The sequence below is a fragment of the Streptomyces sp. NPDC046939 genome, from assembly GCF_040644575.1.
Lineage (GTDB): Bacteria > Actinomycetota > Actinomycetes > Streptomycetales > Streptomycetaceae > Streptomyces.
In genome coordinates this window covers 1-13,933 of sequence record NZ_JBEYWV010000037.1, presented here as the reverse complement: position 1 = coordinate 13,933, position 13,933 = coordinate 1, and the positions used below count along the sequence as shown (strand labels likewise).

11 protein-coding genes and 2 pseudogenes are annotated in these 13,933 nt (G+C 69.5%); 7 read left to right on the top strand and 6 right to left on the bottom strand.

What is annotated here, in order from left to right; all coding sequences use genetic code 11:
* Window positions 1-145: 145 nt before the first annotated feature.
* The 3 genes from ABZ877_RS32015 to ABZ877_RS32005 are packed head-to-tail and all read right to left on the bottom strand — an operon-like array spanning window position 146 to window position 4,985.
* A complete protein-coding gene (locus ABZ877_RS32015) occupies window positions 146-1,570 on the bottom strand; it encodes an NAD(P)/FAD-dependent oxidoreductase (RefSeq protein ID WP_361078415.1) in 1,425 nt (474 codons plus the stop codon).
* A complete protein-coding gene (locus ABZ877_RS32010) occupies window positions 1,567-3,105 on the bottom strand; it encodes an AMP-binding protein (RefSeq protein ID WP_361078412.1) in 1,539 nt (512 codons plus the stop codon). The genes ABZ877_RS32015 and ABZ877_RS32010 overlap by 4 nt, the downstream gene beginning before the upstream one ends.
* 38 nt (window positions 3,106-3,143) lie before the next feature.
* Window positions 3,144-4,985: a DUF3556 domain-containing protein gene (locus ABZ877_RS32005; RefSeq protein ID WP_361078409.1), complete on the bottom strand. Its 1,842-nt coding sequence runs from the start codon at window positions 4,983-4,985 to the stop codon at window positions 3,144-3,146.
* Window positions 4,986-5,255: 270 nt separating this feature from the next.
* Between ABZ877_RS32005 and ABZ877_RS32000 the strand changes: the two genes are divergently transcribed.
* Both ABZ877_RS32000 and ABZ877_RS31995 read left to right on the top strand, forming a co-directional pair.
* Window positions 5,256-6,542 (top strand): helix-turn-helix domain-containing protein, encoded by a 1,287-nt coding sequence (locus ABZ877_RS32000; protein ID WP_361078406.1) that lies wholly within the window; start codon window positions 5,256-5,258, stop codon window positions 6,540-6,542.
* Window positions 6,543-6,772: 230 nt separating this feature from the next.
* Window positions 6,773-7,690, top strand: coding sequence for an alpha/beta hydrolase (locus ABZ877_RS31995; protein WP_361078403.1), 918 nt, complete (start codon window positions 6,773-6,775; stop codon window positions 7,688-7,690).
* Window positions 7,691-7,814: 124 nt separating this feature from the next.
* Here ABZ877_RS31995 and ABZ877_RS31990 read toward each other — a convergent pair whose 3' ends face one another.
* Both ABZ877_RS31990 and ABZ877_RS31985 read right to left on the bottom strand, forming a co-directional pair.
* Window positions 7,815-8,642, bottom strand: coding sequence for a hypothetical protein (locus tag ABZ877_RS31990; protein ID WP_361078401.1), 828 nt, complete (start codon window positions 8,640-8,642; stop codon window positions 7,815-7,817).
* A gap of 524 nt (window positions 8,643-9,166) precedes the next feature.
* Window positions 9,167-9,793 carry a helix-turn-helix domain-containing protein gene (locus tag ABZ877_RS31985; protein WP_361078400.1) on the bottom strand — a complete coding sequence of 209 codons (627 nt, stop codon included), beginning with the start codon at window positions 9,791-9,793 and terminating at the stop codon, window positions 9,167-9,169.
* A 45-nt stretch (window positions 9,794-9,838) separates the two neighbouring features.
* Between ABZ877_RS31985 and ABZ877_RS31980 the strand changes: the two genes are divergently transcribed.
* Window positions 9,839-10,582 (top strand): 2-oxoglutarate/malate transporter, encoded by a 744-nt coding sequence (locus ABZ877_RS31980; protein ID WP_361078397.1) that lies wholly within the window; start codon window positions 9,839-9,841, stop codon window positions 10,580-10,582.
* A gap of 214 nt (window positions 10,583-10,796) precedes the next feature.
* Window positions 10,797-11,462, top strand: a complete 666-nt coding sequence (locus ABZ877_RS31975; protein WP_361078394.1) for a maleylpyruvate isomerase family mycothiol-dependent enzyme — start codon at window positions 10,797-10,799, stop codon at window positions 11,460-11,462.
* Between the two features lie 528 nt (window positions 11,463-11,990).
* Here the strand turns inward: ABZ877_RS31975 and ABZ877_RS31970 are convergent.
* Window positions 11,991-12,214: pseudogene (locus tag ABZ877_RS31970) on the bottom strand (helix-turn-helix domain-containing protein); the annotation flags it as partial.
* On the opposite strand from ABZ877_RS31970, the gene ABZ877_RS31965 reads away from it, so the two are divergent.
* The 3 genes and pseudogenes from ABZ877_RS31965 to ABZ877_RS31955 form a co-directional block, all read left to right on the top strand.
* Complete coding sequence (locus ABZ877_RS31965) at window positions 12,201-13,094, top strand: NADP-dependent oxidoreductase (protein WP_361078391.1); 894 nt, start codon at window positions 12,201-12,203, stop codon at window positions 13,092-13,094. The pseudogene ABZ877_RS31970 and the gene ABZ877_RS31965 sit on opposite strands and share 14 nt — an antisense overlap.
* Before the next feature lie 206 nt (window positions 13,095-13,300).
* On the top strand, window positions 13,301-13,450 hold the full coding sequence (locus tag ABZ877_RS31960; RefSeq protein WP_361078389.1) for a hypothetical protein: 150 nt from the start codon (window positions 13,301-13,303) through the stop codon (window positions 13,448-13,450).
* Between the two features lie 75 nt (window positions 13,451-13,525).
* Window positions 13,526-13,933: pseudogene (locus ABZ877_RS31955) on the top strand (hypothetical protein); the annotation flags it as partial.

Genomic DNA, 13,933 nt, shown 5'->3' with positions numbered 1-13,933 from the left:
GCCATGTTGCCGACGAACAGGTTCAGCGCCTTGTGCCCGGCGGCCAGGGCCTTGACCGCACCGGTGTTCAAACTGATCATGCGGTGCCTGGTGGCCGTGTTTCGTTGACGAGTGCAGCGTCAGCTCGCGCGCCACCGGAGGCCCATTACTTCGCGGCTCTGACTTTGCGTAGGGCGGCCTGTGCGGCCCAGTGGCCCGACATGCCGTGTGCGCCGGCTCCGGGGGGTGTGGCGGCCGAGCAGATGAAGACGCCGTCGACTCCTGTGGCGTAGGGGTGCAGCGTGATGCGGGGGCGGAAGACGAGCTGCAGCGGGTCGTTGGCGCCCGACACGATGTCGCCGCCGACGTAGTTGGCGTTCTTGCGGGACATCTCGGTGGTGCTGCACACGGCCGTGCCGAGGATGCGGTCGCGGAAGCCGGGCGCGAAGCGCTCGATCTGGGCGACGATCGACTCCGTCGCGTCTCCGGTGTAGCCGGCCGGCACATGGGCGTAGGTGTAGAACGGGTGTACACCGTCAGCGGACCGCGACGGGTCGGCGACGTACTGCTGCGCGGCCAGAACGAAGGGCCGGTCTGGCATGCGGCCGCGGGCGACGGTCGCCTCGGCCGACGCGATCTCCTCGAAGGTTCCGCCGACGTGCACCGTGCCGGCGTGACGGCTCGGCTCGTGCGTCCACGGCACACCGCCCTCGACGGCGAAGTCGACCTTGAAGGCGCCCGGGCCATGGCGGTAGGCGCGGTACGCGCGTGCGATGTGCCAGGGGAGTCGGTCGCCGATGATGTCGGCCGCGGCGCCGGGGGCGGTGTCGAGCATGACGAGGTCGACGGGGCCGAGCTCGTCGAGGCCGGTGACCGTGCGTCCGGTCTCGAACAGTACGCCCCGCTGCTTCGCCGCGGCGATCATCGCCGTGGAGATGGCGGCCGAGCCGCCGACGGCGGCGCCCCAGCCGTACCGGTGGGCGGCGGTGCCGAGCGCCACGCCGATGGCCGAGGACGCGAGGGCGTCGAGTGGGCGGAAGGCATGTGCGGCGAGCCCGGCGAGCAGGGCGCGGGCCTCGTCCCCGTTCCAGCGTCGGGCCAGTAGGGATGCGGGCTGTCCGGCGTACAGTCCGAAACGGGCGAGGTCGAGCGGGTGCCTTGGGATGTGCAGCACCGGTTGCAGGAACTCGTCGGCGATCGTGTCGAAACGGTCGTTCAGGGAGCCGAACACGCGGGTCCAGGTGCGGCCGTCGCGCCCGCCGAGGTGTCGGCCGGTCTCCTCGACGGAGCGGTAGGCGGCGGCGCCGCGTCCGTGGTCGAGCGGGTGTGAGTACTGCACTGGCGGCTCCACCCACGACAGGCCGTGCTCGGCGAGGTCGAACGCCTTGGAGAACCGTGTGGCGATCGCCAGCGGGTGGATCGCCGCGCACACGTCGTGCACGAGTCCTGGCAGGGTCAGCTCCGCCGAGCGCGTGCCGCCGCCCAGGGTGTCGGCGGCCTCGATGACGCGCACCCGGATCCCGGCGTCGGCCAGTACGAGCGCGGCCGCGAGGCCGTTGGGGCCGCTGCCGACGACGACAGCGGTCGTCACGATGTCTCCTCGTCCGGGCCCACGGCTGATGAGCTCGTTGGCGTGGCCGTGGCCGTGGCCGTGGCCGTGGCGGTGGCCGTGGCCGTGGCGGTGGCGCACAGTCGCGGCTTGTCGAACTTGCCGAGGGCGTTCTTCGGCACCTCGTCGACAAAGGTCACCGAGGTCGGCAGCTTGAACTTCGCGATGCGCTGTGTCAGGAAGGCGATGAGCTCGTCCTCGTCGAGGGACGTGCCCTCCTTCAGGGCGACGAACGCGACGGGCTCCTCGCCCATGACGGGGTGGGGGCGGCCGACGACCGCGGCCTCGAGGACGGCGGGGTGTGCGTGGAGGGCGCGCTCGATTTCCTGGGGGTAAATGTTCTCGCCACCGCGGATGATCATGTCTTTCATCCGGTCGACGATACGCAGGTAGCCGTCCTCGTCGAGGACACCGACATCGCCGGTGTGCAGCCAGCCGTCTTTGAGGGCCTGCGCGGTCTCCTCGGGCTTGTTGAGGTAGCCGCGCATGACCGTGGGGCCCTGGATGACGACCTCGCCGGGCTCGCCGGACGGCAGCAGGGTGCCGTCCGGGGCCATGACGGCGACCGTCTGGCCGGGGAGGGCGACGCCGACCGTGCCGGGCTTGCGGACACCGTGGAGCGGGTTGCTCGTCGAGGCGCAGGTGCCCTCGGAGAGCCCGTAGCCCTCGACGACCACCACGCCGAAGCGTTCCTCGATCCGGCTGATGAGCGCGGCCGGCATCGGAGCTGCTCCGCAGGCGACGAAGCGAAGCGAGCTGGTGTCCGGTTCGATCTCCGCGGGCAGGTTCGCGAGCATCGTGTAGATGGCCGGGACTGCTGAGAAGTAGCTGGGACGCGCGGTCTCCAGGGTCGCGAAGAAGGTGTGCGGGTCGAAGCGTCCGGCGATGGTCGCCTGCCCGCCCGCGCGCAGGGGCGACAGGACACTGACCACGATGCCGTTCACGTGAAAGAGCGGCAGGATCAGCAGGCTGTGGTCGCGCTCGTCGAGCGACAGCGCCTCGACCATCGCCGCCGTCATCGCGTCGAGGTTGGCGTGGGTGAGCTCGACGCCCTTAGGGCGTCCGGTGGTGCCGCTCGTGTAGACGAGCAGGGCCAGGTCGTCGAGGTCCGGGTCGACCGGGCTCACGTCGACTCCTGCACCAATCGCGGTGAGGTCCTCGGGAGCGAGCGTCGTGACGCCGTTCAGCGAAAGGCCGTCGTGGGTGACGAGCACGCGCGCACCGGAGTCGGCGACCTGGTACTCGACTTCAGCACCGGCCAGGGCGGGGTTCACCGGTGTGACGGCGGCGCCGAGGCGCCAGGCGGCGAAGAGTGCGATCACGAGGTCGGTCCGGTTCGGCAAGCGGATCGCGACCACCGTGCCGCGCGTCACCCCGTGGGCCGCCAGCACGCGGGAGGCGGCCTCGACTCGTGCCGCGAAGGCCCGGTTGGTGAGCGTGCCGACTGTTTCGTCGGACAGGCATGGGCTGTCGGGCCAGGCGTCGGCGCGCCTTGAGGGGAGAGTGGCGAAATGCATGAGGCGTCCTTCGAGGAAAGGGGGCAGCAAACGAGGGGTCAGACGGGTGTCTCGTCGGGACGGTTCGTCGGGTGCGCGCCGAGGGGCTGCGGGCGGTGGTAGCCGGGTGCGGTCCAGGTGACGTTCAGCGGGACGGGGCCGCCTGGCAGCCACGGCTGCTCCGCCACGCAGTCGGCGACGTTCCACGTCCCGCGCTCGACGACGCCCAGCGCGGCGTCGATCACCTGGTACTGCTGGGTGCGCCGGTGGATGGGCTGGGACTCGACCCAGACCACGACCAGGTCGCCGGGTTCGAGGCCGAGGCGTTTCTGTACGGCCGCGACGAGGCGGGCGTCGTGCATGTGGCCGTCGCCGAAGTTGAAGCCGAGGATGATGTTGCACACGAATTCGCCCTCGCGGACGGTGCGTGTCTCGATGTCGTCGAGGTGCGCGTAGAGGAGCGAGAACAGGCCGCGCCCCTGGCTGTGCATCGAGCGCCAGGCGAGCGCCTTCTGCAACGTCATCTCGGCGTCGTCGCGCTCGTACGGAGTGGGAAGCATGCGCTGCAGCTGGTCGATCTGGTTCTCCACGCCGGGCAGTTCGTTGAGCCGTTCCTCCACGCCGGGCTTCATCGCCCATACGGCCGAGGCCCAGTTCCCCGCGTACTGGCGCATCGAGGGGAGGAAGGAGACGAGGTCGGGACGCAGGTTGCCCAGGACCGGCCCGAACAGCAGCAGCGCGAAGACGGGGATGAGCAGCAGGGGTTCGGAGAAGTTCCAGACGTTGTACGTGCCGGGGTCGAACCCGACCCACAGGACGATCGCGATGAACCCGAAGAAGACATTCCACTCCAGTGGGACGGCGAGCGGGAAGGTCGAGGTGATGAAGATGTGGAAGGCCAGCATGCAGAGCGCGCCGACCAGGGCCACGGTCGCGCTCGTCGTGAGTAGCAGGGTGATCGGGACGATGATCTCGACGGCGGTGCCGCCGACGTGCGCCATGAACCAGGCGACGCGGGAGGGGCGCAGATCGTTCGGGGCGTCGCGGTAGTGCAGTCGCTTGACGGCTCGTCCGGGCATGGCCGGGCTGTTGGAGACCATCGGCGGCACGACGTTCTCGAAGTGGGCACCGAACTTGGACACGCCCGCGCCGATCCACACGACGCAGATGACGATCTTGAAGACCACGACGAGGTCGACGAAGTCCGCGGGGCCGCCGATGGACCCAAGCAGCGCGGAGAACAGCATGATCGGCAGGTACTGCTCGGAGCGGCCGGCCAGGAAGACGACCTTGTCGCGCAGGCCCATCAGGGGCATGAGGACGAGAACGGGGATGAAGCAGTGCGGGGCGATGAGCTCCTGCGTGCCGGTGCCTGCCGGAAGGAACTCGCTCGGCACGGGCTCGGCGTGCGCGGCCAGCGGGTAGACGAGGCTGGCGAGCACGCCGACGAAGAGCACGACGTCGAACCAGGTGCGCTCGTCGCCGCCGGTGAGCGGCACGCGGCTGCCCCAGGGCGCCATGCGGAGGGTGCCGGGACGGATCCAGTACCGGATGTTGCCGATCATCGGGCGGAAGTGGCCGCACAGGGGGCCGAACGCGCCGCCGAGTCCGATCACTTCGAGCAGCATCAACCACACGGCCAGCTTCTGGTACACGACGATGTCGTGGTACCAGGAGCCGACGTCGCTGAACTCGATACCGGACGTGGCCGACGCGATCCAGATGCCGACACCGAAGTAGAGGCCGAGCATCTTGACGATGTAGACGAGGTGCAGCACGCGCGGTGTGCCGAACCCGTCGTCGACCCAGTGGGTGCTGAGGACACGAACGCGCTCGCGCAGGGGAAGCCGCAGGAAGGCCGCCGGCTCGACCGGCGGCGGCGACGGTTTGATGAAGCCCATAAGTGCTCCTCGTGGTGGTGGTCCGGGCGGCACGCATCGGTCGCTGCCCCGCCAGGGTCGGCGCGCCGTCGGCTTCCGAGGCCGCCTCACGCGATCCGGACGCACGGACTGTAAGGAGTCGGTGAGACCTGGGACACTGTGCGCGCGAACCAAAAGAGTCGGTCGGGATTGGTCTCCGTACGGACTTCTGGCTGCGGTTCGAGCAGCGACAATCCAGGAGCCCGCCGCGCACCCTGTGCCCGGGGACCGACGCACGACGAAAGGCCGACCATGAATTCCTCGGCGGACCGCGAGGACATCGCCCGCCGCGCGGCCGCCCGCGTCGCGGACATCGCCGCGGCCACGAGCGCGCAGCTCGACGACGTGGCGCGCGTGCTGCAGGTCGAGCTCGCCGAGTCGATCTCGGAGCTCCGCGGAGACCATCTGCTGCTCGACCTCCTCTACGCGAGTGTGGAGAGCAACGTGAAGACCTTCTTCCACGTCGCGCAGTACGGGGTCCCGGTCGACACGGTCGAAGCGCCGTGGCCGGCCGTCGAATACGCGCGACGTCTCGCGCAACGCGAGGTCTCCTCGAACGCCCTGCTGCGCGCATACCGCCTCGGTCACCGGCGCGCCCTTGAGTGGGTGGCCGGGGAGCTGGCCGGCGTCGAGCCGGACGGCAGGGTTTCCTTCGCCGCGTTGCAGATGCTCCAGGAGACCGCCTTCGCCTACATCGACCGGGTCTCCGAGCAGGTGGTGCAGGAGTACGAGACCGAGCGGGAGCGGTGGCTGGCGAATCGCAACACGATCCGTACGGCCACGCTGAGCGCGCTCCTCGCCGGAGACGAGGTGGACGTGGCCACGGCGGAGCAGGTACTGGGCTACCGACTCCGCCAGGAACACCTCGGACTCGTCCTCTGGGCGGACGAACGGGTGGCCTCGCCGAGCCCGTTGCAGCGTCTTGCGCAGCTGACCAGCGCGATAGCCCAGGAGGTCGGTTCGCAGTCGGCGCCGCTGTTCGTCCCGCAGGACCGCTCGCTCGGCTGGGGGTGGGTGCCGCTGCACGCAGGGGCGAGCATCGACCTCGACCGCCTGGCCCGAGTCCTTGGTGAGGCGGGGGATGAAGTGAAGGCGGCGATCGGCGCGGTCGGGACCGGACTCGCGGGCTTCCGCGCGACCCTCCGCCAGGCACTGCAAGCTCACCAGGTTGCCGTCATCGGAGCCGATCGAGCCCGCCGGATCACCTCGTTCACCGCCCCCGGAGTCCGGGCGGCCGCGATTCTGGCAGGCGACCTCACCATCGCCCGCGACCTCGTCACATCGATGCTCGGGGGACTTGCGCAGGACGACGAAGGTGTCGAGCGGCTGCGGGAAACCCTCGCCGTCTTCCTTCAGGAGAACCAGAGCTTCGTCGCGACCGCCGCCAAGGTCCACCTGCACAAGAACACGGTCAAGTACCGGGTGGACAAAGCAGTGCGGATGCGGGGGCGGCCGATCGACGAGGACCGGCTCGACCTCGAACTCGCGCTCGCCGCATGTCGCTGGCTCGGATCCGCTGTGCTCCCACGATCTCCGTGATCTCCGTAATCTCCACTGGATCCTCGCACGACTGAGCACGCATTGGTCCACGACGACGGCACGGGCCGCTCTTTTTGGTGTGTCCGACCGAGGACTTCTCCTTGTGCACCAACGAGTCTGGGCGCCTCGCCAGGACGGAGACCACGCCGTGCACCATGAGGATCACCAGCACACCGGCGTGTTTCACGGGCCCCCCGGCCCCTCCGCGACGATCAGATGAGGAGTGCACCATGGCCGAGCCGCTCAACGGCACGTTCACGACGTCGGAGGAGTGGTTCGACTCCAGCGGTACCCGCTGCGCAGCGCGCCTTTACCGGCCCACCGCCGCGGATCGGCCGCTGCCCGTCATCGTGATGGCCCACGGCTTCGGCTCGGTACGTGCGCTACGCCTCTACGCCTACGCCGAGCGCTTCGCCGCCGCCGGATACGCCGTCGTGGTCTTCGACTACCGCAACTTCGGGGACAGCGAGGGCGAGCCGCGCCAGGTCCTGGACATCGCTATGCAGCACCAGGATTGGCGCGCCGCCCTCCGCTACGCCAGGTCGCTCGAAGGGGTCGACCACACCCGAGTCGTGGCGTGGGGGACGTCGTTCGCCGGCGGCCACGTCATCACCATCGCCGGCCAAGGAGAGCCCCTGGCCGCCGTCATCGCTCAGGTTCCGCACGTCAGCGGCCCGGCAGCGGTGGGGTCCACCGGTCTGCGCGCTGCTCTCAGGGTCGCCGTGCCCGGGATGCGTGACACGATCGCGGCCCTGCTCGGTCGTCAGCCGGTGTACGTCAAAAGCGTCGACCGTCCCGGCCGCACCGCGATGATGGCCTCGCCGGACGCCTATCCAGGCATGCACACGCTCCTGCGCGAGTCGGGGCTGAAGGAGGACGCCTACCCCCACACCGTGGCAGCCCGCATCGCGTTGAAGATCGGCCTCTACTCACCCCAGCGCTGGGCCGGGAACATCACGTGCCCGGTCCTCGTCCAGATCGTCGCGCAAGACGCCATCACTCCCAAGCGCGTCGCCGAACGCGCGGCGGGCAAGATGCGGCGCTCCACCGTCCGCGTCTACGAGGGTGGCCACTTCGACCCCTATGTCGAGCCCCTGTTCGACACCGTCATTGCGGACCAGATCGAGTTCCTGCGCCGTCACGTCTAGGCGATCGCACCCCTGCCCCTGCTGAGCGACGAACCTCTGGCCGGCCTGCTCACCGAAGCACTACCCCGACGACGTCGCCCTGCTCGTCCTGTGTCTTCCATCAGCCCAACCGGCCAGGACAGGATTACTTGGCCAGTGCCACTGCCCCCACCACTACGAACGCGACACCGGTCAGCAGAACAGCACCGGCCAGCAGGGCAAGCACGGCGCCGAACACGAGCTGTCCTGTCGTACGGTGACCGATCTTGGTGCAATCAGGGTCCGCGGGGTCGTACGTGATCTCGGCCCGCTCGGCGCCCCCGATCGAGCTCGTGTGCTCACGCCGTACACCGCGGCTGTCGACGTACGCATAGGTGTGCTGCTCGACGCCGTTGTACCAGTGTGACCGCTGCCGCCGTCCCACCACGGTGATTCCCCGGGTCCTCAGCACCCAGGCCTGCCGGAGGAATTGCCAGCCGCCGTGGACGCCCACCACCCCGGCCGCCATCACTGCGGGAGCCACCGCCCACAAGAGCCCCGGAACCAACCCGGCAATGCCCCTCACCAGCAGCAGCACGAGGACCAGAACATAGCCGCTCCCGAGCATCCACCAGAGCGGGCGGCCTACGACGGAGGCCGCCCGCTCTGGTGCATGCTCGGTCACCAGCCCCGCCCCATCCGGTCGCGGCTCGTCAAAGTCCCGTACGGGCAGTGCACGGCGGAGGGTCTGCGCGAACTCCTGCACGGCGAGATCACTACGACACCTGAGGCGGTACACCACCGGCTCCTCGCCCGTCAGCACAATGGCCAGCTCCCGGCTGTTGACGCCGTCAACGTCGACCCGCTCTATCGCCGCCACCGGTATTCGCCGCCGCACGCCCTCCGCCTCCCACAGCACCACCGCATCCTGCAGCCGAGCAGAAGCACGGCGTCTGCCGTGCAGCACCAATGAGGGCATCTCTGTCGAGGACATGCGGACACACTAGGCGCATGCCAGAAAGCGCTGCGGGTGACTCCCGGACTCAGCTCAGAGCGTCATCCCCGGGAAGTGGTACAGCCACCACTTGGGCGCCCAGTCCACAGGTGACGGTCTGCAACTGCAACGCCCCTGCGACGGCCACGTCCAGCTGGGCCTCTGCGCTCCCAGGGAAGCCGCGACAGTGCTGTCCGGCGCACCATGCAGGCCGCGGTGACGCGGCCCGGCCAGGGAAGGGAAGGGCCGGGGCCGGAAGGGTCGAAAGCCGCGTCCACGGTCGGTCTGACGTTGCGAGGGCGCCCTCCGGTGTGGCTGCTGGTCGAAGATGTTTCGTCAGACCGGCCACTCGTATCAGCCGCAGTGTGAAAGGGTCCGGGCAGACAACCGAGCAGGTCCCCGCCCGCGTTGTGACGCGTTGCTGCGCACCGAGTATGAGGCCGGCCCCACACAGTCGGTCAACGCTGTGTCACCAGGTCGCTCCTTGAGAGGGGAACCGGGTCAGCCGGACGGAAGGAACCGGTTCAGGCCAGGAGTTCGCGAACCAGTGCTTGTCGCCACCACTGCTCGATGCGGTCGGGGGACCAACCGCGTTCGACCGCGAGTTCGGTGTAGACGTCGATGTTGCACAGGGCTCCGTAGACGTCCGTGGCGGACTGGATGTCCAGGCCGTGCCGGAGGACGTCGGCCGACCAGGTTGAGAACACCTGGATTCGGGCCGTGTCGGCACGCCCGCGGCTGTCGCGGTAGAAGGCCGCGAGTTCCGGTTCGCTGCGTCCTGCCTCGCGCACCAGGGTGATGATGTCGCCCGCGCGCTGGAACAGCCGTCGATCGTAGGCGGCCATCGCCGCCAGCTGCGCAGCGGGATCGGCCGCCGGGCTCTCCAGTTCGGCGACCAGCTGTGCCACGTCGGCCGACAGGTCCGCCGCGTCGGCCAGCGCCCGGGTCAGTCCGGTCTTGTTCCCGTACGCCGCGTAGACGGTCGGTACGGAGACCCCGGCCTCCCGTGCCACGTCGCGGACGGTGGTCGCCGCCCAGCCCCGGGAGACGAACAGCCGCCGTGCGGCACGGGCGATGTCCGCACGTGTCTGCTGCGCCTGTGCTGTCCGGCGCAGCGAGTCGTAGCGGCGCCGGACCGGCTCATCACTCACAACAACAGGCCTTCCCATTAGGTTGACGGTGCTTATAGTGAATACATGCTACGTAAACCAGCTCTGCCCGTCATCCCCACCCCGGGCTTCTTCCGCATCAGCGGCATTGCCGCCCTCGGCTTCGCCCTCCTGATCGTCATGGGCAACGTGATCGTGGTCCCCGCCGGCCTGCCACGCACCGGCGCTGATCCCGGTGCCGTCGACGCGTTCTTCAGCACCAAGGGCGACCTGGTCGGCATCAGTTCCCTGCTCACACCCGCCGCCTGGGGCCTGGCCACACTGTTCGGCGCGGGCGCGGTCCGCGCCCTGTGGCAGTCCGAGAGAGCGCGCAACGAGGCATGGTCGTTGCTCGGATTCGCCGGCATCATCTTGCAGAACGCCGCCTTCTCCGCAGTGATCGCGATCCGTCTCGCCCTGGCATCGACGGCTGCGGACGGCACCGAGGCATCCGTCGGCCTGTGGGCTGTGCACGACGCGCTGTTCACCCTCAACGGCACCTTCCTCGCCCTCGCCCTGGTCGGACTGTCCATCGGCGGTCGGCATGCCGGGATCATCCGGGTCTGGCACCACGTCCTGGGGCTGGCCTCGGCTGTCCTGCTGTTCACCTCGGCCACCCTCACCCCGTTGGTGATCGATCACAGCGGCCCCTTCGGCCTCCTCGGCCTCACCGGCTGGCTCCTGTGGGTGGTCTGGGTCGTCGCCTACGGCATCGTCCTGATCCGCCTGGAACGGGACCGCGGCGCGCGCTCGTACGGGGCCGCCCGGCAGGCACACGGAAACGCCCGGTGACGGACAGCAGGCGTATGCGGACACCACTGTCCTGGGCGGCCGCCCACCACCTGCCTGGGCCGCCCGAGGGCGTTGGCACCACGCACCGACCGCACAGGCATACCTCCCGTGGACGTCCTGCGCCTTTTCCTCAGTTCCGAACCGGCCTCCGGACGCCCACCGGTGCCGGTCCGGGAAGATGTGGACCGCCGTCCGTGACAGGAGACCTGCCCGTATGACTGATCCGAAGCTGACAGCTGGCCGCGCCCGTAAAACCGGGATCTGGCCCCTGATCCGCACCGAGCGGGCGGCGCTGGCGGCCGATGCCGCAGGTCTGACGGCCGAGCAGTGGGCTACGCCTTCGTTGTGCTCCGGCCTGACGGTGCGTGAGGTGCTGGCGCATCTCACCGCGGGCGCGAGTCTGAACACCGTGCGCTGGCTGGCGGGAGTGATCCGCTGCCGGTTCGACTTCGACAAGCAGGTGGCCATGCGGCTGGCAGAGCAGCTGGGCACGACCCCGGCTGAGACCCTGGAGCGGTTCCGGCAGATCGTTCCGAGCGAGACCAAACCTCCCCTGCCTGCCATCGCCATGCTGGGCGAGACGATCGTGCACGGAGAAGACATCCGGCGTCCGCTGGGTGTCCGTCGTGACTATCCGATGGAGGTCGTCACGCTGGTGGCCGACTACTACCAGGGCTCGGATCTCGTAGTGGTTGCCAAGAAACGAATTAGCGGGCTTGAACTCGTCGCGACTGACGGCCCGTTCACGACCGGTTCCGGACCGCGTGTGTCCGGGCCCACCCTGGCCTTGGTAATGGCCATGACCGGACGCGAGACGTACTGCGACGACCTCGACGGCGACGGTGTGAAGCTGCTGCGCAGCCGCTGCGGGCCCGCGTGAGCTGATGTCGTGGGCCTCCTGGCCGGCTCCCCTGTCCGTTGGTCCTCCTGTGCAGCGGCCGAAGGACGGCGGCCGCAGAGGGTTGAACATCCGGCCGGTCAGCGCGTTGCGCGTCACGCCGGGAGGGGCTGCGCACGGCCGCCCATGAGGGGCGGGTCCGGCGTCCGGGGCGAGGTGTCCGGGCGCCGGGCCCGCATGCGCACATTTGCCAGAAGTACCATGTGCGCTCGGGGTACTGGGTCCCCGACAGCCTGTGGGGGAACGGAACACCACCGGACGCTCCGAGGTCCTGCCCACGCTTTTTTGAGGCGCTGCTGGCGAGGGTTGACGATAGCTGTGCCGCGTACCCCGATCGGTGTCGTTGTGAGTTGTCGGGCAGTCAGCGATCATCGCGTCTCGGCACAGCGGAACCTCTTCAAACGGTTCATGAGCTGCTGTTCCACTGTCTCCATACGGAGGTAATGCAGCGGCAGCTCGAGGCTCGCCGCGCGAGTTGTCCAGAGCCGACTGATCGAGGAGCTGCGCGCATCAGTCGGCGGCTGCTTCGCTGTCGTAGCGGGCGCGATTCGCGGTGATCACGTCGTGGTGGGTGCCGGCCCAGTCGATGAGGGCGGTGACGGCGTCGATCAGGGTGGTGCCGAGGTCGGTCAGGGCGTATTCGACGCGCGGGGCACCTCGGGGTAGGCGGTGCGGGTGACCAGCCCGTCGCGCTGGAGCTGGCGCAGGGTGGGGGTGAGCATGCGCGCCGCGACCGTTTCCCGCTTCGGAGGCCCTGAGGCCGTCGAGGTCACCGAGCACCCCCTCCCTGAACCGGGTGAAGGGCAGGTGCGCGTCAAGGTGAAGGCTGCAGCGATCAACCCGGTGGATGTCGCCATGCGCTCCGGTGTCTTCGGCGGCCAGGGCCCTGTCGGGCTCGGCTTCGATGTGGCCGGTGTGGTCGATGCCGTCGGCCCCAAGGCCGACTGGAAGGTGGGTGAGCGCGTCTTCGCGGTGGTGACCGGACACCACAAGCCACTGGGTACGCACGCGGACTACATCGTCGTGGACGCCGGCATCCTCGCTGCGTCCCCCGCCTCTCTCGACGACGTGCATGCCGCCACGCTGCCGCTGAACGCCACGACCGCTTCCCAGGTGCTCGACCTGCTCGACCTGGCTCCGGGGCAGAGCCTGCTGGTCGTCGGTGCGAACGGCGGGGTAGGTGCCCACGCGCTGGAACTGGCCCACCAGCGGGGTCTGAAGGTCACCGGGGCCGGGGACGCGGCCTTCGAGGACTTCGTCCGGGCCCGCGGCGCCGATCACTTCCTGGCCCGCGGCGAGACCTTCGAGCCGGCGTCCTTCGACGGAGTCCTGGACACCGCCAGTCTGGGTGCTGCCGCGCTCGCCGCCGTCCGCGACGACGGCGCCTACGCCGGCCTGTGGCCCGGCAGCCAACCCATCTCCGAGCGCGGCATCCGCGTTGAGGCCGTCAGCGTCCAGTCCGACGCCGCCCTCCTCGCCGACCTGGCCCGCCTGGCCGACCAGGGCGTGCTCTTCGCCCGCGTCGCCCAGACCTATCCCCTGACCGCTGCGGCCGAGGCCCACGCACGACTTGCCCAGCGCGGACTGCCCGGACGCATCGTCCTCGTGCCGTAACCGCTCGCCCGCTGCTGACGACGGGTTCGGCGGCACCGTGCGCCGCTGCGCTTACCTCCCCCGCATCCACGCACCCCCGTCCATGTCTCGACCGCCTGGACGGCCCGGTCAGCAGCACCGCCAAGCTCACCAGCAGCCTCGACGAGCACTTACTCCCCTCACATGACCCACCGCACGGCGGCACCACGGACCGCGCAGGACATCCCATGACGAATCTCGCGGTCATCGGCGCCAATGCCACCGTCGGCTCCGCCATCGTGTGTGAGCCCCTGCATCGGCGGTCGGCGTTGTTCGCGGTCTGCGGTGCAGACGGCGTACCCCGTTCGAAGGCACCGCAGGTCCTCGCCGGGGCGTGAGCATGTGCCGCGGGCATCATCACCATGTCCCGGCTCTCTCCCGGGGCCCTGGCCTGCTACCGGAGGAGTTGCCCCGTGGTCCTCGTGATCGTTGTCGCCGTGGTTGCGCTGCTTGCGGGTCTGGCGGCCAACCGCTGGCTGCGACCCAAGCTGATCACCACCGCGGACGATGAGGGGATGGCGGTGAAGGACCTGGTCGGGCCGATGCTCACCCTGACCGTGCTGCTGCTCGCGTTCGTTCTGGTCACGGCCTCGGGCTCGTACGGGAAGGCCGAGGTCGCCTCGCGCGGGGAGGCCCGCGCCCTGGACCAGCTCGTGGAGAGCGCGGAGTACGCGCCCGCGAAGCAGCGGGCGAAGGTGCAGGCCGATGCCGTCTGTTACGCCCGCGCCGTCAGGGCCCAGGAGTGGCCGGCGATGTCCGACGGACACGGCTCGCCCGCCCCCAGTGTCTGGTCGACGGATCTGCGGCGCACCTTCGGCCAG

Excerpts from the sequence above, each read along its gene's own strand:
- ABZ877_RS32010 (WP_361078412.1), bottom strand. The coding sequence starts at position 3,105 with ATGCATTTCGCCACTCTCCCCTCAAGGCGCGCCGACGCCTGGCCCGAC.
- ABZ877_RS32005 (WP_361078409.1), bottom strand. The coding sequence starts at position 4,985 with ATGGGCTTCATCAAACCGTCGCCGCCGCCGGTCGAGCCGGCGGCCTTC.
- ABZ877_RS32000 (WP_361078406.1), top strand. The coding sequence starts at position 5,256 with ATGAATTCCTCGGCGGACCGCGAGGACATCGCCCGCCGCGCGGCCGCC.
- ABZ877_RS31995 (WP_361078403.1), top strand. The coding sequence starts at position 6,773 with ATGGCCGAGCCGCTCAACGGCACGTTCACGACGTCGGAGGAGTGGTTC.
- ABZ877_RS31990 (WP_361078401.1), bottom strand. The coding sequence starts at position 8,642 with ATGTCCTCGACAGAGATGCCCTCATTGGTGCTGCACGGCAGACGCCGT.
- ABZ877_RS31980 (WP_361078397.1), top strand. The coding sequence starts at position 9,839 with ATGCTACGTAAACCAGCTCTGCCCGTCATCCCCACCCCGGGCTTCTTC.
- ABZ877_RS31975 (WP_361078394.1), top strand. The coding sequence starts at position 10,797 with ATGACTGATCCGAAGCTGACAGCTGGCCGCGCCCGTAAAACCGGGATC.
- ABZ877_RS31965 (WP_361078391.1), top strand. The coding sequence starts at position 12,201 with ATGCGCGCCGCGACCGTTTCCCGCTTCGGAGGCCCTGAGGCCGTCGAG.
- ABZ877_RS31960 (WP_361078389.1), top strand. The coding sequence starts at position 13,301 with ATGACGAATCTCGCGGTCATCGGCGCCAATGCCACCGTCGGCTCCGCC.